The 20,304-nt window shown below is 31.4% G+C and carries 17 protein-coding genes; 7 read left to right on the top strand and 10 right to left on the bottom strand.

The window, feature by feature from the left end; translation table 11 throughout:
* Positions 1-125 precede the first annotated feature (125 nt).
* Complete coding sequence (locus ACHZDT_RS17835) at positions 126-407, bottom strand: RICIN domain-containing protein (RefSeq protein WP_394776015.1); 282 nt, start codon at positions 405-407, stop codon at positions 126-128.
* A gap of 677 nt (positions 408-1,084) precedes the next feature.
* Positions 1,085-1,597, bottom strand: a complete 513-nt coding sequence (locus tag ACHZDT_RS17830) for a hypothetical protein (RefSeq protein ID WP_394776014.1) — start codon at positions 1,595-1,597, stop codon at positions 1,085-1,087.
* Between the two features lie 850 nt (positions 1,598-2,447).
* Here ACHZDT_RS17830 and ACHZDT_RS17825 point away from each other — a divergent pair.
* From ACHZDT_RS17825 to ACHZDT_RS17805, 5 genes are all read left to right on the top strand, one after another.
* On the top strand, positions 2,448-2,900 hold the full coding sequence (locus ACHZDT_RS17825; protein WP_394776013.1) for a T9SS type A sorting domain-containing protein: 453 nt from the start codon (positions 2,448-2,450) through the stop codon (positions 2,898-2,900).
* Between the two features lie 3 nt (positions 2,901-2,903).
* Positions 2,904-9,533, top strand: a complete 6,630-nt coding sequence (locus ACHZDT_RS17820) for an FG-GAP-like repeat-containing protein (protein ID WP_394776012.1) — start codon at positions 2,904-2,906, stop codon at positions 9,531-9,533.
* A gap of 6 nt (positions 9,534-9,539) precedes the next feature.
* Positions 9,540-9,938 carry a DUF6896 domain-containing protein gene (locus ACHZDT_RS17815; RefSeq protein WP_394776011.1) on the top strand — a complete coding sequence of 133 codons (399 nt, stop codon included), beginning with the start codon at positions 9,540-9,542 and terminating at the stop codon, positions 9,936-9,938.
* Positions 9,939-10,119: 181 nt separating this feature from the next.
* The gene (locus ACHZDT_RS17810) at positions 10,120-10,857 is read left to right on the top strand and encodes a protein phosphatase 2C domain-containing protein (protein ID WP_394776010.1); all 738 of its coding nucleotides are present in this window, start codon (positions 10,120-10,122) and stop codon (positions 10,855-10,857) included.
* Between the two features lie 451 nt (positions 10,858-11,308).
* Positions 11,309-11,794 carry a hypothetical protein gene (locus ACHZDT_RS17805; RefSeq protein ID WP_394776009.1) on the top strand — a complete coding sequence of 162 codons (486 nt, stop codon included), beginning with the start codon at positions 11,309-11,311 and terminating at the stop codon, positions 11,792-11,794.
* Between the two features lie 100 nt (positions 11,795-11,894).
* Here ACHZDT_RS17805 and ACHZDT_RS17800 read toward each other — a convergent pair whose 3' ends face one another.
* The gene (locus ACHZDT_RS17800) at positions 11,895-12,098 is read right to left on the bottom strand and encodes a hypothetical protein (RefSeq protein WP_394776008.1); all 204 of its coding nucleotides are present in this window, start codon (positions 12,096-12,098) and stop codon (positions 11,895-11,897) included.
* Between the two features lie 663 nt (positions 12,099-12,761).
* On the opposite strand from ACHZDT_RS17800, the gene ACHZDT_RS17795 reads away from it, so the two are divergent.
* Positions 12,762-12,986, top strand: coding sequence for a hypothetical protein (locus ACHZDT_RS17795; RefSeq protein ID WP_394776007.1), 225 nt, complete (start codon positions 12,762-12,764; stop codon positions 12,984-12,986).
* A 636-nt stretch (positions 12,987-13,622) separates the two neighbouring features.
* On the opposite strand, the gene ACHZDT_RS17790 is transcribed toward ACHZDT_RS17795, so the two are convergent.
* From ACHZDT_RS17790 to ACHZDT_RS17775, 4 genes are all read right to left on the bottom strand, one after another.
* Positions 13,623-13,859, bottom strand: coding sequence for an ElyC/SanA/YdcF family protein (locus ACHZDT_RS17790; protein WP_394776016.1), 237 nt, complete (start codon positions 13,857-13,859; stop codon positions 13,623-13,625).
* A gap of 2 nt (positions 13,860-13,861) precedes the next feature.
* On the bottom strand, positions 13,862-14,092 hold the full coding sequence (locus ACHZDT_RS17785) for an ElyC/SanA/YdcF family protein (protein ID WP_394776006.1): 231 nt from the start codon (positions 14,090-14,092) through the stop codon (positions 13,862-13,864).
* Positions 14,093-14,527: 435 nt separating this feature from the next.
* On the bottom strand, positions 14,528-15,238 hold the full coding sequence (locus ACHZDT_RS17780) for a M949_RS01915 family surface polysaccharide biosynthesis protein (protein ID WP_394776005.1): 711 nt from the start codon (positions 15,236-15,238) through the stop codon (positions 14,528-14,530).
* Positions 15,239-15,681: 443 nt separating this feature from the next.
* On the bottom strand, positions 15,682-16,524 hold the full coding sequence (locus tag ACHZDT_RS17775; protein ID WP_394776004.1) for a DUF6892 domain-containing protein: 843 nt from the start codon (positions 16,522-16,524) through the stop codon (positions 15,682-15,684).
* Between the two features lie 164 nt (positions 16,525-16,688).
* On the opposite strand from ACHZDT_RS17775, the gene ACHZDT_RS17770 reads away from it, so the two are divergent.
* The gene (locus ACHZDT_RS17770; protein ID WP_394776003.1) at positions 16,689-16,895 is read left to right on the top strand and encodes a hypothetical protein; all 207 of its coding nucleotides are present in this window, start codon (positions 16,689-16,691) and stop codon (positions 16,893-16,895) included.
* On the opposite strand, the gene ACHZDT_RS17765 is transcribed toward ACHZDT_RS17770, so the two are convergent.
* The 3 genes from ACHZDT_RS17765 to ACHZDT_RS17755 all read right to left on the bottom strand — a co-directional run bounded on the left by ACHZDT_RS17765 (position 16,868) and on the right by ACHZDT_RS17755 (position 20,268).
* Positions 16,868-17,203, bottom strand: a complete 336-nt coding sequence (locus ACHZDT_RS17765; RefSeq protein ID WP_394776002.1) for an SDR family NAD(P)-dependent oxidoreductase — start codon at positions 17,201-17,203, stop codon at positions 16,868-16,870. The genes ACHZDT_RS17770 and ACHZDT_RS17765 overlap by 28 nt on opposite strands.
* Before the next feature lie 333 nt (positions 17,204-17,536).
* Positions 17,537-18,376 carry a DUF6585 family protein gene (locus ACHZDT_RS17760; protein WP_394776000.1) on the bottom strand — a complete coding sequence of 280 codons (840 nt, stop codon included), beginning with the start codon at positions 18,374-18,376 and terminating at the stop codon, positions 17,537-17,539.
* A gap of 800 nt (positions 18,377-19,176) precedes the next feature.
* Complete coding sequence (locus ACHZDT_RS17755) at positions 19,177-20,268, bottom strand: hypothetical protein (protein WP_394775999.1); 1,092 nt, start codon at positions 20,266-20,268, stop codon at positions 19,177-19,179.
* Between the last annotated feature and the right edge of the window lie 36 nt (positions 20,269-20,304).

Below are 20,304 nucleotides of genomic sequence, written 5' to 3'. Positions count from 1 at the left end.
TTATATTTTTAAACTACTTTTTAGACACCTTTTTGAGTTCATTTATACTGCTCACTTTTATCCAGAATTAGGTGCTCACTTTATCCAGAATATCCAGATTGATCTTTCCAGAAGAATTCAGTTTGTTAACCAAAACCTTTCTTCCATTGATATCCGTAACAGTTAATTGCAGGGTTTGGATAAATACCAATTGTAGCATTATTTTCGGTATTTATTTCTGTTTTGCTACCATCAATTTTCGCCGTTGTAGTCGATTGAAATTGCCATTGGGTGCTATCCCAATTGTTCTGACCTCCATTGTACTGAGCAGAACCCGTTTGGTTTTCAACATGAATGATAGAATCTGTTTGCCATCTGTTTCTGATTCTTACGGCACCATTTGATAATTGTGCAATGTTTGGCCTCATACCTTTTATAAACCGCATCATAATAGCCTCGTTGTGAATATATATTTGAGGTTATAAAAGCAAAAAAAAAATATTAATAAATGATAATATTTGCGTCTTTTAAAAATGACAGTAGGTAATTGATTACTCATAATTTTGGTTTTGGGGTTAATAATCTTATTCAAGCTTATTTCTTTTTTCTAAAATCATTCCTTAAAGAATAACCAGATAATTAACAGACACTTCATCTTTATTTATTTGAATAAAAAATGGTAAATTGAAATTTTGTGTTTGAAAATCAGTCCGTTATCTAAAGAACAATAACAAAACTAGACCTAAAAGAAAAACTAAAAAAAAGGTAGATTAAGAATCAAGATTTAAATAACGTGAAATTGCACTCAATAAACTAATATACAATTACTTACACATTATTTTAATAAATGAAAATCAAGAGAAAGTATAGATAAAGTTGCTATTTTTAAGGCAAATGAAATAGTAATACTAAAATTTTTTAACATTAATATACAACTTAAAACAAAATATCAGTGTTTTTTTATAAATTATAAAAAAATATTGCTTCAAATCGAAAATACAATAATCAATCCTGATTAATAAAATACAGTTGTTGATTATCATTACAATTGCTATTAAAGCATCATAAATATATTGAGATAACAAAGCGCCTCCTTCTATATTTATCAAATCAATATCCTCTTCGGGTTTATGATATCCGGGTGTCCTCCTGTATGAAAACCTACGGCTGTGATAGAACATTTATAAAACGAAACATGATCAGATCCCCCAACTTCACCGGCGTGTATAACCGGATTAAGGGCAACAGCATGGTAAAACCATCCTGGCCTAATGGACACATCTGCTTCTCCCGGAACCCATTTTTCTCCATCTTCATGTCCTGACATAAACTCTGTATAATGAACTTTTCCTGCCAATTCATCTTTCGGACATAAAAGACTCCAATTTGTTTTTCCGGCCCGACCTTCTTCATTCCCAATCCATCTGGCTTCTGAAAGGCCAACTTCCAATACCAAAGTTTTGGGTGCTGTTTGGTAAATTAGCTTATACGTTTCATCCCAATTATAATAGTCAATGGTGTTTATTTTTCGGATTTCATTTGCTCCGCCATAGTAGCCTTCTCCGCCATTTGCGCCGTCAAACCACATTTCGAATACATCCCCATAATTAGTAAGCAATTCTTTCAGCTGATTTCTGAAATACGTAATATATTCCAGTTTGCCGTAGTCATCATGATTTCTAAAAAAATAAAAAAGTCCATTTAGAAAGGAACTTAGAATTAAGAAAATTCAATATTATTAATAAAGTACAGAAATTAAATTTCCATTTTTTAAGTGCACTAAATACATTTGAGGTACAATTAAGATACCAGTTGAAGAAATACAATTAGAGTCGTAAATCGAAAGAATTTTATAAAGTAAGCTTAAAAATTTTAGTACTCAAAGTTTTGTGGCAGAATCGCGGCACATCGTGCTTTTGAATGATAGAAATCCAGCAAAACCAAGGTCTAAGAAGTTTAGGTTCGAAACTTTTTTAGATATGCTGTTTTATTTTTTCGTTTTTTTTGTTAATTGTTCGTGTCCTCTTCCATCTCAAATTATTAAAGGAATTTGAGTAACAATAATGAGACTTAAACCAAACGAATTTATTTTTATTATTAATCTAAATACAATAACTATAAGGTTAATAAAAAGTAGTAAAATTCTTTCGTTAAGAGCAAATATTAAATTTATTGTAAAATGATAAACAAGTACATTAGTCTTATAGCTACAAATTGTAAATTAAATAATTCAAGTAGGTAATTTCATCTTCTAATAGTTTATACATCTCTTGAAACAAATAATTAATTTAACAAAAATGTTAATATTTTATTAAATTGATAGTTATATAATTTTCCAAAATCAAAATAGCAATATAATATTATTTCTAATCCATATATTTGAAGATTCAGTAAAATATAAACAAGTATAATATTACATTAATTTTTTCTCTTTATTTGTAATCAACTAATTGTTTAATCAATTATATATGAAAAATTTTCTCCCAATCCTTCTATTAGGATTTATTTCTTTATCACACGCACAGGACAAAATAAAGTTCTCTTATGATGCCTTGACTGGAAATCAAATAAATAGAACTCTTTGCATTAATTGCCCGTCTGCAAAACCATCAAAAAACATACATGAGATTGAAACTCCCAAAGAAGAAGACCTATTAAAATTTTCTCCCACAGATGCTATTTCATACTATCCAAATCCTGTTAAGGAAGAGCTTTATTTAAAATGGGATTTAACAAATGAAAACTTCGTTACATCAATATTGGTAACTGGAATAAATGGCCAATCATTACTGTCATACAAAAGTAAAAAGGAAGTTAATTATCAAAATATTCCCTTTCAAAATTTACCAACAGGTATTTACATCGTATTTCTTACATACAATAATGGAGAACAAAAAACAATCAAAATTATTAAGCAATAGCATATGAAAAAGTTCTACTTTTCAATCTTATTTTTTATCAGTTTAAGCTCTTTGGTTTCAGCACAGGTAAGCCCAACTGGAAATTCCGCTGATCCTGGGATCACGGAAGGAAATCTCGCCGTTAATCTTTCAGGAGGAGCATCTTATTCTATTCCAATTCTTGTACCACCAGGAATAAATGGTATGGAACCGCAAATAAGCATATCTTATAATAGTCAAGGTAGTGTCGGACCTGCCGGATATGGCTGGAATATTTCAGGCATCTCTTCTATATCTAGAATTCCAGCCACAAAATTTCATGATGGAATAATTGATGGAGTTGATTTTAACGCACTAGATCGTTTTGCGATTGATGGTCAAAGACTTGTTTTAAAAAATACCTCTCAAAACTATGGAACTGCTGGCACATCATATGAAACAGAAATTTATTCTAATTTAAAAGTAAGCTCTTACGGAACACATCCAAACGGTGCAAATTATGGACCAGCTTATTTCTTGGTCGAATATCCTGATGGCTCAAAAGCCTATTATGGTAATTCAACCGATTCAAGATCTGTAACCGAATGGTCGATCACATCCTGGGAAAATGCTCAAGGCGTTAAAATTACTTATAATTATACTTCCACAAATAATCTGTTAGAAATTTCTTCAATAAAATATGGTTCTACTGATTCAACAGTACCAATAAATGAGATAAAATTTGTTTATGAATCCAGCTCTCGTCCTGAAAGTTATTATATTGGCGGGCAGAATATTACAAGAAACAAAAGATTGCTTGAAATCAACACCCTAAGCAATAATATCGGATTTAGAAATTACTTTTTAGAATATAAGTCTACATCACAAAGTTACAACCTCCTGTGGAAGGTAACAGAGAAAAATGGCGATAAAACTAAAAGTTTAAATCCCACTGTTTTTACTTATGAGAATACTGATACTGCACTTAATTATATTTCAAATCCTACAATTTTAAATGTTGATAATGTTTCTTCACTCAATGCTTCTACAGTTACAGGAGATTTTGATGGCGATGGTAGTATGGATTTCATATTGTATCCGCTGACAGGTGCCGGAGCTAAGAAAAAAATGTGGCTGTTCTCAGGAATATCACCTAATGCGAGTGCTCAGACTATACCTAATTTCGGAGTTCCGCTATCTTTTTCTAATACATTTGATGAGATTTTTGCTGTAAACTACATCAATTATCAGGATTATCTAATGCCCCTTCAAGGCTGGACTGTGGTCCAGGGAAGTACCTTTACAACATATGCCTATTCGCCTTCAGCGGTAGTTGTACAGCAAGATCAAAAATCTTACATTTTCCCAAGATTCATTCTAGATTATGACAATGAATGTGGAGGCGAAACTCCAGATTTAGTTTCACCATCTAACGCAAAAAGGCAAGAGATAAATCAAGCAATTAGCGGGGCGGGTTCAATCCACTATCATTATGAAAGCGATATTCCTCGCTCCTACATAAGTGGAGATTTTAATGGAGATGGCCTAACAGATATTGTCGCAGTCGAAAGATCATTTACCTATCCGTTTACATCAGGATGTTCAACTTATGAATATACCTATCATGGTGGACAGCTTTTCTTTATAAATTTGGATAAAAGAATAACTACTAATTATACAAATACAGCGGGCAACATAGATCTAAGTTTTAGCAGCAAAATTTTTGTTGCTGACTTTAATGGAGATGGGAAATCAGATATTTACGTCTTCGATTCTGGATCTGTAAATGTTTATACATTAGATTCTAACAGCCAGTTTAATATAATGGCTCAGGCTCAATTATATGATCCTTCTATTGATATAAGCAGACCAATACTTATTGGAGATTATAATGGAGATGGAAAATCTGACTTCACCCTTCCTGTTGTGTCAAACAATGGATGGCTCATGTATACATCTACTGGTTCTATTTTTATTAAAGAATTTAAAAGCATGGGAAACTTCATGCTTAACGACCCATATAATTCATACAACTACTTTGCATCAGATTACGATAATGATGGAAAATCTGACTTGACAATAGTGCAAAACAGCCGAAACAACGGCACAGGAACAGGTACAATAAAAATTACTGCCATATCTGAAACTCAACTTTACACCTACACTACACGAAGTGCAATAACTGTCCCGCAGTCAAGCATAGACATTTATGCATTGCCAATATTTCTTCCGTCAACTGATAAAAAGAATCCTCATTTCGAAATTGCATTTATCAACAATAATAAGCTTCATTTTTTTAATTCCCCTAAAAACACTAATAAAGACCGTTTATTAAAATCAATCACTTATGGAAATGGCGTTCAGGAATTTATTACATACCAGCCTTTAGATCCAATTTATGAATACAGCTATAACACCATATATAACTCAAGTTTAACAACAGAAAAATACCCTTATTTTGATATAGTTTCTTCTCCTGATTTTCAGATTGTAACGTTATTAGAAAAAAAGAGTGCTTCAGTTTCTAAAATGAAGCGTTACGGTTATTATGGTGCAGTTACAAATTTAGAAGGATTAGGTTTTCAAGGATTTAGATCTATGATGGAAACAAACTGGTATGATAATTTAAATCCAATCACCTCTAGTATCACAAGTTCAAATATTAATCTAAGGGGTGTAGAAACTGATAGCTACTTCCTGCCTTACTTAGCCTATCCATACCGTGGTTTTTCGCCATCAAGTTATACTACAAAATCTACTTTATCATATACACCTCCAAACAATGAACTTGCATTGCAGGAAAACAAAGTTTTTAAAATACAAAACACCGGGATTATTCAATACAACGATCTAGAAAATACCAGCACGGAAACTACAATTAATTATAATGAAAATAGCAATCCATTAATTACAACTGTTGTCAGCAAAGAATCAGGCAATATCGTACAAACATTAATTGAAAGTACAGAATATGAAAATCCATCTCCAACCATCCCATACATCATTGACAGACCGTATCAAAAAGCTGTTTCAAAGCAAATATCTGGCAATCTATCCGGATATTCAGAAATTTATGAATATGGTAGCGATCAGCTTTTAGCTTATAGTGAAAATTATGTCTTTGGTACACAAGCAAACAACTCAGAATCGATAAGTGAGAGTTACAAATATGACAACTTTGGTAATTTAACAAAAAAAACGATTACTCCAGCTTCTGGTTTAACAACTCCAAGGATAACTAGCTATGATTACGATTCATCAGGAAGATATTTAACAAAAATAACTGATAATGACGCATTAATAGCAACATTTGAATATGATTTGAACAATGGATTATTAAAGAAAGAAATAAATAAATATGCACAATCAATATCGTACACTTATGATTCATGGTTTAAAAAATTAACTGCCAAAGATGAATTACTTGACAAAACGGTTGTAACTACATATCTAAATACTTATAATGCCCAGAACGGATCACAAACAAATATTACAAATATAGACTTATCGGACGGCAGTTTTTCTGAGGAAATATACGATGATTTAAATAGAAAAATTAAATCTGGCATAAAAGATATTAATGGAGCATTTTCATATACATCATATTTATACGATTTGTATAATAGAAATTATAAAGTGAGTGAACCTTATTTCGGTTCTACACCAACTCAGTGGAATGAAACTAAATATGATATTTACAGCAGACCTATCGAGAATAAATTATTTAATTTAAAAACAACAACAGCTTATTATCAAGGACTTACTACAACATTAACTGACGGCTCACAAACCAAGATACTAACTAAAAATGCTTTGGGTAACATAATATCATCAAATCAAACATTAGGCGGAACTGTAGCAAGTTCATATTTTGCTAATGGAAATTTAAGGCAAACTAATTACAATGGAGTAAATATTGATGTAGAGCAGGATGGTTGGGGTCGAAAAACAAAACTTACCGATCCTTCTGCGGGTGTGTTCAACTACAAGTATAATGATTTTAATGAGCTCATTGAAGAAAAATCCCAAAATGGAAATGTAGTAACTAATATTGTTCGTGATTTAAGTGGCAGGCCACTAATAAAAACAATTAATGGAGGCGGAACAAACAGTGAAACTACATACACTTACGATGCATCAAAATTACCAATAATTATCACTTATAAAGATAATAATGAACCAATTGGATCTAATATAATCTCAACAACAATTATTTACGATAATACCTTTAAAAGGGCAACGACCATCATAGAAGAAAAAGTAGGAATTTCAAAATTCACCAGGTTATTTGAATATGATGTGATGGGGAGAGTTTCCGTAGAAACAAAAATTGCCCAAGTAGGAGGTAAAACCAGTAAGGTTGTAACTAAAAATGAATATACAAATGGATATTTACATAAAATTCTAGATGAAAATAATAACATACTTTGGCAAACCAATACCGTAAGTGCTAAAGGACAGGTTTTAGAAAGTGTAATAGGTAATGGCATTACAATGACCAGCACTTATGATTCTAATGGATATTTGTCAAAAATTCAGCACGATAAAACGACAGCCCCAACCGGAAATATTTTAACTCTTACAACACTATTTGATAAAAATACAGATAATTTGGACAACCGTGTTAATAGTGCATTTGGGAATTACTCCGAAACATTTAAATATGATGGGATTAATAGATTAAAAAAGTTTACCAATAAATTAGGAGTAGAAGAAACTCAAAATTATGACTCTTCTGGAAAAATAATTAGCAACAATTTAGGTACATATGATTATGATCCAACAAAACCTTACCAAAATACCTCAATTAAACTTACACCAGAAGCTGTAGGATATTATGCTACTAGGAAAGGAATTTATAGCGACGCTTTAGAAGATAAAAGGGACTGGGGAAAAGAACGATATCCAAACACAAACTTTTTTAGCTATGATACCATAAAAGTACCACATTTAAAAGGGAAGAGCACACTAAAACTTGCAAATACATTGACAACGGAACAATATCTATATGCAGATAAGTGGATAGATATTAATAACGCATCCCCTACACTTTATGAGTATTCTGCATGGTTTTTTAGCGATGGTCCACAAGCGCAAATGTTTCTGTTTATGAAAGACGCCTCCGGAAATGAAACTTTTGCCAATATTGCAAATAATTTTACCGGTGGCTGGAGCCAGTTGAGTGGCTACGTCAATATTCCTGCAAATACAAAACAAATTCGTATACGTTTAGATAATAATGGTATAGGAAATATATGGTACGATGATATTATAATTAGCAGGGGATACGACCTCATGACTGCAGACAGAAAACTCAATATAATATATAATGGTTTTAAATGTCCAATAGAAATTGAAGAAACTGATGTAGATAAAATAAATTTTATTTACAATGACGATAATCAGCGAAGCATTATGTACTATGGAGGTATGCAGGTTGAAAAAATGGACAGGCCATTACGAAAATACTATTCTGCAGATGGGAGCATGGAAATTAAGCAGAATGTTGCCACCGGAGATTTTGAATTTATAACATACATTGGCGGTGATGGATATGATGCTCCAATTGCAGTTAAGAGTGATGGTATAAATAATCAAAATTATTTATATTTACATCGGGATTACCAAGGCAGTATATTAGCAGTTACAGATTCAAACGGATCAATTGTAGAAAAACGTTTGTTTGATGCATGGGGAAGTATAATAAAGGTACAGGATGGAGCAGGAAATACTCTTGCGGGATTAACAATTTTAGATAGAGGTTATACAGGACACGAACATTTACAAAGTATTGGCCTTATAAATATGAATGCAAGATTGTACGATCCCATAATTCGTCGATTTTTGCAGATTGACAATTATATACAAGATCCTACTAATACACAAAATTACAACCAATATGGTTATGTATTAAATAATCCATTGGTCTATATAGACCCTAGTGGTAATATCGCACAAGGAAGCGGACCTGGCAAAGATTGTGTAGATTGTGGTTGGGGAGCAGCAATTGGTGGTACTATTGCTACTATAGGCCAAAATTGGGATAATTGGAGAATTAAAGATTGGGCTAATAGAAATATTAATGGAGACAAGTTGAGTGAATGGTGGAAAAATAAAGTAAGTTTTAAAAATTTATTTGGTGGAGGTAAAAATTCTCCTCCCCCCCCTGCTCCTAACATGAGTAGTTATGTAAGTCTCGCAGGAAACGTAAATACAATTCGAGAAACTTCCTATATGACCGATTATAAAAAAAATATCCAAGAATGGGGAAATAAATCATTTCTCGAAAAATTGATTTCGACCAGACCACGACCATACCCAATATATGCAAGTAGTGGAGGTTTAGAATTTATATCTGGAGGCGGTGCAATGAAATTTGTTCAATATTCTGGTGAAGGTCTTAAACTTCTAAAAAGTACAGAGGTTATGGCTCAAAGTGAAGCAGCCATTGCAAAGTATGTAACAAGAATGAAAATCGGCGATCCTTCTGTTTACAAAGATGGTATTTATATATATCTTTACAAAGGAGAACGATATATCTTAGATGGACATCACAGAATAGAAGCCGCTATAAGATCAGGAAAAACTATAGAAGCTATAGAATTTACCGGAACGAAATTCTATACAAAATTTGCAGATAAAATAGAGGAAATTTGGGCAGGGGCACATTTATAATTATGTATGGAAAAAATTTTAAACGAATATATTAATTTTATAAGAATTTTTGAAAATTCTTTAAAATTTAAATACAATACAACAAGAAATCCATGTGAGATAGCTGGATCTCTTTTTGAACGAAAAGGAACTATTAATGAAGTTTCTTATTGGTTTCATGGAACCGGGTGTACAGCCGAAAAGGATGGGGTTATTTATGACTATGATATTTCAATTTTTATAGATAATGAAATTAATTTTTCTCTTTATAAATTTTCTGAATTTATTAGAACTCATCCGAAGTATAGTAAATTAAATTATACTCCAGAAAATATAGAAGTTGAATTGGGTAAACTTATTGATAAAGGAGTTTTAGCTTGGCTAATTATTATGGGGCGGATTTTTATGAGATATAGAGTTCTTTAAAAGTACATGTAATATTTTATACTCATAAAATGATTGTAGATGTTTGTGAAATTTAGCTTTCTAAAATTTATTTTTCTTTTACAAACTTCTAAAAAAGGTCATATTTATATATAGCCATCTATTTACGAACTAATTTTTAGCCCGTGTATCAATATATTAATAAGAAGTTAGAAATCGATAAATGAAAATATATTCAGCAATAAAAATCGGTGATTATCATCAAAATAATTGTGAGGACCATTTGTACGTTGGCGAATATGGCAAAAATAAAATTCTTTGTGCAGTAATGGATGGTTGTACCACTGCATTAGAAAGTCATTTTGCTTCAATTTTAGTTGGAAAAATTCTAAAAAAAATATGTTTAGAGAAAGGATACAAAGAATTTATTGCACATGATGGAGAATCATTAAATATTGAAGAAAACTTAAAATATATTTTACGGGATTTATTAAATGAGCTTAAAATTGTGAAAAATCAATTGATGATTGATACCAAAGAATTATTGACCACTTTGATAATAGTAGTATTAGACAAAAAAAGTGAACAAGGTATTGTCCTTGCAATTGGTGATGGTTTTGTCAGGATTAATGGAGAAACAACAGAATTTGAACAAGATAATAAACCTGATTATTTAGGATTTCATATATCAGAAGATTTCGACAAATTTTATAATTCTCAAAAACAAAAAATTGAATTTAACGGAATAATAGATATAAGTATTTCAACTGATGGAATATTTACTTTTGAGAGATTATTTGCAAAAAAAACTAATAAAGAGATTGATGTTATTGATTTTTTGACAAAAGATAATACAAATTCTGAAAAAGACGAAATGCTTAATTTAAAATTAAAAATATTAGAAAATGACTTTGGGTTAAAACCTACTGATGATTTTTCTATTATTAGAATAATGAAATAAAGTATAAATTGAATTATGGACATTTAAGACAGATGTAGATTATTATATCTAAGCTAATTGAAACTTTAAGATAAATCTAAAGCTTTTTTTGGAATTCAATTAACATTAGTAATTCTAAGAATTTGCAATTTCATAAAAGTAAATCTCACTTGCAAAAGTTTACGAAGTATATCCAATAATACCATTATAACCTTAAATAAATTGGTTAGATAATTGACTTCCCGCTGCCAAATTATACTTCTAAGATGTTTAAAATTTGTAAATTAAGTTTTATGGCAGAATCGTGGCAGAATACATTTTGAAAAAGTACAACCTAAGCAAAATCAAGGTCTAAGAAGGTTAGGTTTGAAACTTCTATCAAACAGCCGATCTTGAAATTCCGGTGAATAGGATAAAATTTGGGCACGTTTCTTGTTTGTCGAAATGTATTAATCAACTAAAATGTAAAATTATGAAAACTTTAAAATATTTTTTGATTGGAATATTATTCCTTTCTTTTAGTTATACACAGGCTCAGGTATCGGTTAATGTAAATATAGGAACACCACCTGCATGGGGACCTGCCGGTTATTCAGACGCTCGTTATTACTACCTGCCGGACCTTGAAACCTATTATGATGTAAGCACATCAAATTATGTTTATTTGAATAACGGAAGATGGGTAAGAACCAGATCACTACCGTCAGCTTATAGAAACTACGATCTTTATAATGAGTACAAAGTAGTACTTACTGATTACAGAGGGGACAGGCCTTACGATAATTTTAAAGACCATAAAGTAAAATATGGTAAAGGTTACAAAGGAAAACCGCAAAAAAATATAGGGCAAAAACCCGGTAAAGGCAATAATAAAGATGGAAAAGATAATGGAAATCATGGCCATGGAAACGGAAATGGCAAAGGAAACGGAAATGGCAAAGGAAACGGAAAACATTAGATGTAAATAAAAAGGGCTTGACGCCCTTTTTTACTTTTAAACTACTTTCTATACACCGAAGCTAAATAATGGAGAACCAAAATATTAGTTATTTTTAATATTATCTCTTTTTCTGCTGCCCCGGTGCATAAGCTTTCGCACTCTTACTTCCTGACATCTTTTTTGCCTGCCCTGGAGGTATTTTCCCTGAATTTGAAGACGACGTATGAACACTACAGCTTGAAATAAATATTATTAAAGAAGCCGTAATGACTCCGTATTTTAAAAATGTGCCAATTTTCATAATTTTTTTATTTTTTTTCAAATTTACAATTTTAGTTTTAAGTTTTAAGTCATGAAAAACAATCAATTTCAGATTTTTGAAAGTGCATTCCCTTATAGCAGTTAAATCCCATAGCTTTACAATACGAAAAAGCTAAATCACTAATTTGATGTTTGAAACTCCAAGTTATTTAATCTTTCGGAAATACATTCTTTTCAGAAACAAAAATTATATTTTTAACTGGATTCAGTAAAGCTTTCGTACAGTGAAGAATGAATACTTTTTGAGGATGAGAACATAACTGGTAAGCGAACTTGGCTTTTGTATGTAGAGGTACGCTCCCTTATTAAAAGTGTCTTCAATATCACTTGCGTATAAACTAGTCCATTATTTAGCATTCCAAATACTGGTAGCCATCTTCAGAGATTGAAATAGTACTGGTCCTACCTTATCAGCCCCGATAGCAGTGGAAATCCTTTTGTGCCGAGGCTGGGCACAAAAGATTGGAACGAATAGCGGGAATAGTCCTAATAAACGATATAACATCTCATAACCAGCTGAAAATAATACAATTAAACACAATCAGGCTGTAATTTAATCCATCCCCTAATTTTTAATTTATTCTACCTTCTTCCACTAAGCGGCAATAAGCCCGAAAACAGGAAGAAAGTCTTTACAGATTATAAACAATATAAATTAAAAAGTATGATACCACAAGAAAACCACGATACCTACCGTCAGCACGACAGCATGTATCACACAAGGGAAGAAGCTATCCAGTCCGAGACTATGGAGCACACCGATCCGGTAGTGAACCAGCACTATGATGATGAAAGAGCTGTAGACCACCAGCCCACCGAACTGAACCATGACGATGCCGACAGAAGGACCCTGGATGAGTCTCAGGCCGATGAAGATGACAAGGATTAAGGGATTTGATCATACCGCATATAATCAAAATAGAAAAGACTTTTAAATGCAGCCATTTAAAAGCCTTTTTTTTGTATCTTATTTTTTCTTGTTTTTAACGCGTAACTACCCGTGCAGTTCGCTAACTTAACTTGAAAGCGTGCAGGGTAAAAATAAAACCGCTAATTTTGCCTTTCACATTAGATTTAAAGCTGCCATGGCAGGTTTGGGAGGGCATTAGATATGAAAAAATTTGACATTAAAGACATGGCGGAGAATAATTGGCTCGTACTCACCACGAGGTGCCAAATTCACCTGCCGGTTTGAAAATAAAAAGTTCAATTATCAAAGGACCATCAGGGGCCTGCTGAAGGTCTCCGGACGGTATTTCTACAAATCACTTTATGCCATTAAGCAATGGTGATTCTGACTAAAGTAAAAAACTTTTTCTTTTCTTCAACTTTAGGTTCCTTATTTATATGTGTGATAAGCACCCAACGCTGCCCAAATTTGGGTAACTTTTAGATCAATTAATTAGTCACCAGCAACTGATGCATTAGCGATATTTATAGCAGACGACTAATATATATGACATTAATTTAAAGTAATGAATATTTCAAAATCTGATTAAATAGAGGTGAAATTGGGAAAACAATTTCATTGTGTATAATAACCTATAAATTCTCTAAATATTGAATAAAGATCTCTAAATTCAAAATATTTTGGACTTACACTAGTGACATTCGGAAAGCCACGTTTTTTAAATAACATTTTTGTACGCGTGACGTGGAAATATTGTGATACCACAATTACGCTTACAAAGTGGAGGCTATCTTTTAATTTGAGAGTATTATCGACAGTTGCGCGCGTATTATTTCCAAAATTATCAACGATTATTACAGAGTCAGGAACTTTATTGAAATTAAATACTCCTTCATCTTGTCTCCTTCATAATAACCTTCGCTGCCTAATCCACCACTTACTAAAATTTTTTTTATTCGGTTATCTCGGTATAACTTCAACCCACATTCCAAACGTTTTTCCAGACGTTCCGAGAGCGTTCCGTCGTCGTTTACTTTGTTGCCAAGAATAACTGCAATATCTGCTTTTTTTAACGTATCAGTCAATCCATCAATGACTATATACAGGACATGTCCAAAAACAACATTATAAGCAGGATTATAAGAGATTTTAATAAAGCCTTTAAATTAGACATACTTTTTAATTTATATTAATTTAAGATTCTCTAAATCCCAATAGCTTATTACATCTTCATTTGCAATAAAACGCAATCGTGAACTGTATGGCATTTTATTATAACAATTTATGTCGACAATTAGTACAAATGGATTTAACTTGTATCCTTTTTGTAATAGAAATCAAAAGTTAAGAATATATTCATATCAATTGTACAATTGAAAGATTTTACTCATTGTCTACAAGCAATGTGATTGATATTCCAAAAAAAAACATCACTTGACAATGCAATTCTTTTTAATTAAAACTTTACTTTATGGTTTTATTATATCATACTTCTTTTTTTCTTTATTACAGAGTTGTCTTTAGTGATCATCACCCCATTTTTGTATTATATTTTTGTTCCATAAATTCAGAGCAAAATCTTTAAAAATTTTTGGCGCCTTTTCAAAATTTGCGTCAAATTTAAATTCGCCACCTATAAATTTTTCTTTTCCTTCCGAAGTTTCTAACAATACTTTATTTTCACCTCTCATAGCATATTTTTCTTTGCCTTCGTACATAATAACTTTCATTTGCAACGGACTTACATCTCCATGACAAGTGGTTTTGTACATTAACCATATCTCTGCAATTCCATTTTTATTCAAATCTGTAATATTAAAAGTGTTTTTAACAAAATATGCTGCAATTTCAACAGGGCAATCCGAGATATAATCATAAACTTTCCATGTTTGTTTAGCCTCATCACCTGAAATTATATAATGATACGCAAACAATTCTGCATCAGAACTATCTTCATTTTCATGCTTAAATTTTGGATTGATATAATGACCTGTCTCGGTTGTGATTACAATATTGTCACCCGTATTATCTTGCCAACGAACAGCATTTTTAATATTGCCTTCATATTTTAAGGCGGCAGGTAAATTTGTAGTATCAATTTTATTTACTTTAAAAGAAAGATCTTTTGTTGCACTTAAAACTTTAGCTCCATCATCTGAACCTTTGCTTTTTTCTTGTTTACAGGCAGATAAAAGAACAGCAGATAAGAGAAAAACGGCAATATTTTTCATATTAGTTTAAGGTATATTTTAGTCTGCAAACATACTTATTTCTTTTTAATTTAGAATTGCTGACTTTTGTGTGATTATGAAACATTTACACATCATAAGGGTGTAAAATATTAAAAATCATCATTTTACACAAACAAAAAAAATACTCATAAGTACCGTCATAAAAAGTGTAGATATAAAATAGATATTCGAATCACAGTTGTAGATATTAAATATATGCATGCTCAGACTCTGGAATACAACAGCACTTCTTTTTTGAATGACTCTCCGCTATCATCGATTTTATTTATTATTTACTTTTCTGACAACCTCTATCTTTAAAAGGATTTAAATTCTGTAAAAACATTTCCTCAAAAAATTATAACTCTTTTCTATCGTATGTAATATGTTGTACTCCTATTCCCTTACTTTTCAGGTATTCCATTTCTTTAAACTGAGTGTCACTAAATAAAGACAACGTTTTTAAATTGGAAAACTTCTACATCTGTAAATGTATTTATATTGAAAACATCATCTTCTCCGTCCCAAAAACACAGCATATTCAGGTATATATCATCACCGCCGTCCTGGTAAATTTCTGTTATTTCGATGGCAAATTTTTTATCGATTTCCAGTTTTTCAAAATAAGCTGTTACTTCTGCTATTAAATCATATCCTTCTTCGTCAACATCAATTTCTCTGTCTTTATGACGCTCTACAAATTCATATAGATCAAATTTAGGCCGGAGCAATTCTTTTTCATACATCAGAATCTGGATAATAGTAAGTTTAAAATTGAAATCAGCAAACTCCATTTTTTCTCCTGCTACAGGTCTATAGTCATATCTATCGGGATCTTGTAAGATTGGAGGCTCTTTAAAGTCAGTGATACTTATAGTAGAGTATTGATTATCCTTTTCGTTGAACTCCATATATAAAGAATTGTTCCCTATTTGTTTTTCAACAAAGTCTGATTTTTTATTTTTTTTAAATTTAATTTCCTGATAAGATTCCCCATTTATTTTAAGTACCTGATTAAATAATTTCCGAGGACTAAATTTTAGATCTTTTTGATTTGATAAATAAATTTCAAGTGTTTCAATTTGTTTCTTCTTTTTTGAATACGCCACAATTCCAATTTCATGCCAGGTATAAATATTATTATACTTCATTTTAAAAAAATAAGGCTCTCCAAAAATTAAATTTAATTTGCTTAAATCTATCGGAAATGTAAATAGTTCTGAATTAATTTTCACTCCTTTATCTGTAATATCTATTTCTAATTCTAAATTTTCAGGTTTTTTCAATGTAGTAAAGTATTAAAATATTAGTATCTTTTTCAAAATTAGAGAATTGAGGTTTTTATTTTTTTTGATTTTTTTTCGGATTAATTACTTAACAGATTTTCCCGGAAATTTTTCGTTACTCAAAGAAATTCTGACACTAGGCAAAAAGAAAACAGTTGTAAAAGATGGCACAGTCAAAATTATTTCACATAAAATCCATAACGGAATTTCACAGGCAAGCGGGAATTCCGTTACCTGAAAATCCCGTAATTAGTATCATAGATTATTCGAAAATCCATTTACCGGAAAATAATGTAAGTGCTGCTTTTGATTTTTATTCCATTTCTATTAAAAGAGATTTGGATTATATCTTATGGCCAGCAAATATATGATTTTGATGAAGGTATATTTGATCTCCCGCTTCAATGCCTTGGCAGATACTAGTTGCAACGGATTCCGGAGATGCTTTTTCAACATGTGTAACATCTTGTGACATTTCAGTATTTACGTAACCGGGATAAACGCCTATAACTTTTATGCCTTTTTCTTCTAAATCTTGTTTTATGGATTGAGTTAAAAGATGTGCAGCTGCTTTCGACGCACAATATGTGCCCAAGCGTTTAATAAAAGCAGTGCTTCCAATTGAAAGAATATTAACAATTAAAGGTTTCGTGTTTTTTCCAGAATTGGAACAAAACAATTAATCATATTAATCAAGCCAATATAATTAACCTTCATCTCAAACAAGGCTTTTTGAGCGGCACTTTCTTGTAAAAATGATGACTTTAGTTCTACCGCAGCATTGTTTATGAGGATCGACGTCCTGTATTTGCAATGAACATTTAACACAACTGAATTTGATATTTTTTTCATTTAATTATTTGATTTAGTTCCTAAAAAAATCTGGAACATTGATAATATTAGTTTTAATATATGGCTAAAACTATGATGTTTTCAATTTATCATTTGCGATATCATATGATTTTTTTCAGGCTAGTTTATGATAATCAACAGACAAACACATGTGTAAGTTCTATTGATTTAGGAATTTATTCTTATTGACTAGTTCATCAAGCAAGGCTATAAAAATATCGCCGCTAAAAACGGAAGTAAATGCTTTCTTGAAAACTATTTTTTCATCTTTATTCATAAGTTGCATTTGATTGGTCCAATCCGTAACAGAAAAACTAAGGACTTCTTTAAAATAAATAGTCTGTGATTCTACCACTAACCTGTCTTTGAATACTTGCATGGTTTTAGTACTTACATTCAAATAAGAATTGGTATTTATAGCGGTAAATTGTTTCATCGCTAAATTTTTAAAATCTACAAAATTGAAATTTACGCTCTGGTCCTCTTCCAGTTTTTTCAATAGTAGGGGTACATAAACAGCAACATGCCTCGAGCGTATAAATTCAATTACCTTGAAAATACCGGAATATCTTGCAGAAATTGGATACCAGTCAGCTGTACTGTTTTTACGAACCGCAATATTATTAACGCCGAACAGGCGCTTGCCCGAAGTAAACAAATAAACATCCTGAATCTCTTTAAAATATAAAGTTTCCATAATGCCTTTCTTGTCTGTTACTATACCATTTTCGTACAGATAAAAAGTTAGTCCTCCTGACAAATAACGCGCTATAGCAAATATCAGTAAAGCGAGTCCCATAATAAAAACTATGGAGTAATATACGATGCTAATATCACCTGAAAAATTCATTGCGCCTTCAGTAACAGGTACAATTAGTTTAAAATAAATAAAAATACTTAAGCTGGTAAATAAAACAAGTATCCCGTAGGAAAAATAAAGAAATGCTTTTGATACTGCACTTTTTCTAACAAATGTACCTAACTCTGGATTTGATTTCATGATGTAATTTTTTTAAGGATAAATGTATTTAGAATGTTTGTACTTCGATGCCGTGCTTTTTGACATAAGGCTTGGCAAGATTCCACAATTTTTTATATTTCTTATCAAAAACCGGAAAAGTAGTCTGTTCCTTTTCAGTAAGAGCTTTATCAATTTCTTCTCTCGGTGCTTTTTTTCATTAATCCGGCTATTTTAAGGTAATCAGTTTTGTATTTTTCTTTACAATTTCAAATAAATCAAGCGATGGCAGGACTGCAGCAACGTGAACAGCATCGTTAAAAAGAAAAATTTAATTTTTACTGTCATTTATTTCTTTATTATTTATCCATATTAAATGTAAGCAAATTATAAAAGTACATCTGCTATCAAAAAAGATCTTCCAGATAAAATCAATTTAATATCCATTTTGTAACTACGCTTACGCGCGGTATCTTTGCGTACAGTTCTGCAAATAAATCCAAAATCCTTGCCGTTACTATAAGAATATTGGAATTTACTCCTGTGCAGCCACAGTCTTGCTCCTGAAATATAAATGTACTAAATCCGGAAGGTTTGATGTCAAATTTTCCATCCCATTTCTTTCAAACACCGTTAAAGGAAGACCGTCTTCCATCTCAATATTCATAGCGTCAGTTGTGTACTGAGAGTATGCTTTTTTAGTTACAATTCTATTGGTGTTTTTGCTGTGAAAGAACTCCTGGGAAATATGAATGAATAAAAACAACCATTTTTCCTAGACTTACGCAGTGTTTTTTGATACACTTTTTAATCTATATAAACCACTCAATGACGATCATGGGCTACAACTTGTTAACCTCAATCTTCGTTAGTTCTGATAATTCTAAAATCCTCGCAACATCATTTTTATTGGCAAGAAAAAACAAATAACTATCTCCATGGCTATCATAAGTCATTAATTCCAAATCCAATTTTTCTAAAGCCGATTGAATATAAGGAAACAAATTATGACTATAAGATTCCTGAGGATATTCAAAATTTAAATCTTGACCAATCATCTGTGAAATAAAATACTCAGCATCTTCAGGATCAAATTTCCAGTCACTGTGCCAGCTGTCAACACTCTCAAAAAAAACCCAATGCCCCTCAATCACCTCCTCGTAATTGTCAAATCCTTTTTTAAAATTCTTTAAAAGTTTTTTGGATTGTTTCTTAACGAACTTTTCATCCACATCTCCTCTTGAAACCAGATTAATAAATTCTTCGAAAGTTGCTGCAGTAACTTCTTCCTGGACTAATAAATTTCCGTCGCAAGGAAGTTCTGTTCCTTCAGGAATTTCAATATCCAGATATTGGCAAATTCCCTGTAAAATTATTTTAAATTCTTCAAACCCTATTTCCTGAACATCGTTTTTAGGATCAGTAAACTCAACAGCTTCCGCAGCGAGGACTCCCTTTACATAATTTAAAAACCAGTTATTGGTATATAAAACCTTGAAATCATTGGCTACCGGGCCGTTAGTACAGCAAAAAAAGATCATGAAATTATGAAAAATGTGTTTGAAATTCTTTTTTAGCCTCTCAGGTGGCTTGGTATAAAATTGAACATGAATATAATCAAATTCTAAACCCTGACTAATTTGATCCTGAGTAATTGGGTTAATATTGATCTTTTTATAAAGCTCATTCAAAATTTCAAAAGAGTTTTTATAACCACTTTCCTCAAGCTCTTTCCGGGCTGTCTCATAATTATCAAATGAATCCGGAAAAGTTAATAAATTTACAGTAATAGGTTTATGGACATTTTTCATTTCAAATTCAATACTATTCGATTCACGGTATAAATATTTATAAATTAAATCGAGAACATCAAAAGAAACAATTGATTTTGGATCATTATTTCCACCAAACAAATTAGAGAAGATTTTTTTCATCAGGATATATTATTTAAAGTTGGAAACTCATTAAAA

It is taken from the genome of Flavobacterium sp., assembly GCF_043722275.1.
Classification (GTDB): domain Bacteria; phylum Bacteroidota; class Bacteroidia; order Flavobacteriales; family Flavobacteriaceae; genus Flavobacterium.
This window is presented reverse-complemented; position numbering and strand designations above follow the sequence as displayed.

Bases quoted from the DNA above. Each gene is read 5' to 3' on its own strand.
- ACHZDT_RS17835 (WP_394776015.1), bottom strand. From the start codon at position 407: ATGAGGCCAAACATTGCACAATTATCAAATGGTGCCGTAAGAATCAGA.
- ACHZDT_RS17825 (WP_394776013.1), top strand. From the start codon at position 2,448: ATGAAAAATTTTCTCCCAATCCTTCTATTAGGATTTATTTCTTTATCA.
- ACHZDT_RS17820 (WP_394776012.1), top strand. From the start codon at position 2,904: ATGAAAAAGTTCTACTTTTCAATCTTATTTTTTATCAGTTTAAGCTCT.
- ACHZDT_RS17815 (WP_394776011.1), top strand. From the start codon at position 9,540: ATGGAAAAAATTTTAAACGAATATATTAATTTTATAAGAATTTTTGAA.
- ACHZDT_RS17810 (WP_394776010.1), top strand. From the start codon at position 10,120: ATGAAAATATATTCAGCAATAAAAATCGGTGATTATCATCAAAATAAT.
- ACHZDT_RS17805 (WP_394776009.1), top strand. From the start codon at position 11,309: ATGAAAACTTTAAAATATTTTTTGATTGGAATATTATTCCTTTCTTTT.
- ACHZDT_RS17795 (WP_394776007.1), top strand. From the start codon at position 12,762: ATGATACCACAAGAAAACCACGATACCTACCGTCAGCACGACAGCATG.
- ACHZDT_RS17780 (WP_394776005.1), bottom strand. From the start codon at position 15,238: ATGAAAAATATTGCCGTTTTTCTCTTATCTGCTGTTCTTTTATCTGCC.
- ACHZDT_RS17770 (WP_394776003.1), top strand. From the start codon at position 16,689: ATGGCACAGTCAAAATTATTTCACATAAAATCCATAACGGAATTTCAC.
- ACHZDT_RS17760 (WP_394776000.1), bottom strand. From the start codon at position 18,376: ATGAAATCAAATCCAGAGTTAGGTACATTTGTTAGAAAAAGTGCAGTA.
- ACHZDT_RS17755 (WP_394775999.1), bottom strand. From the start codon at position 20,268: ATGAAAAAAATCTTCTCTAATTTGTTTGGTGGAAATAATGATCCAAAA.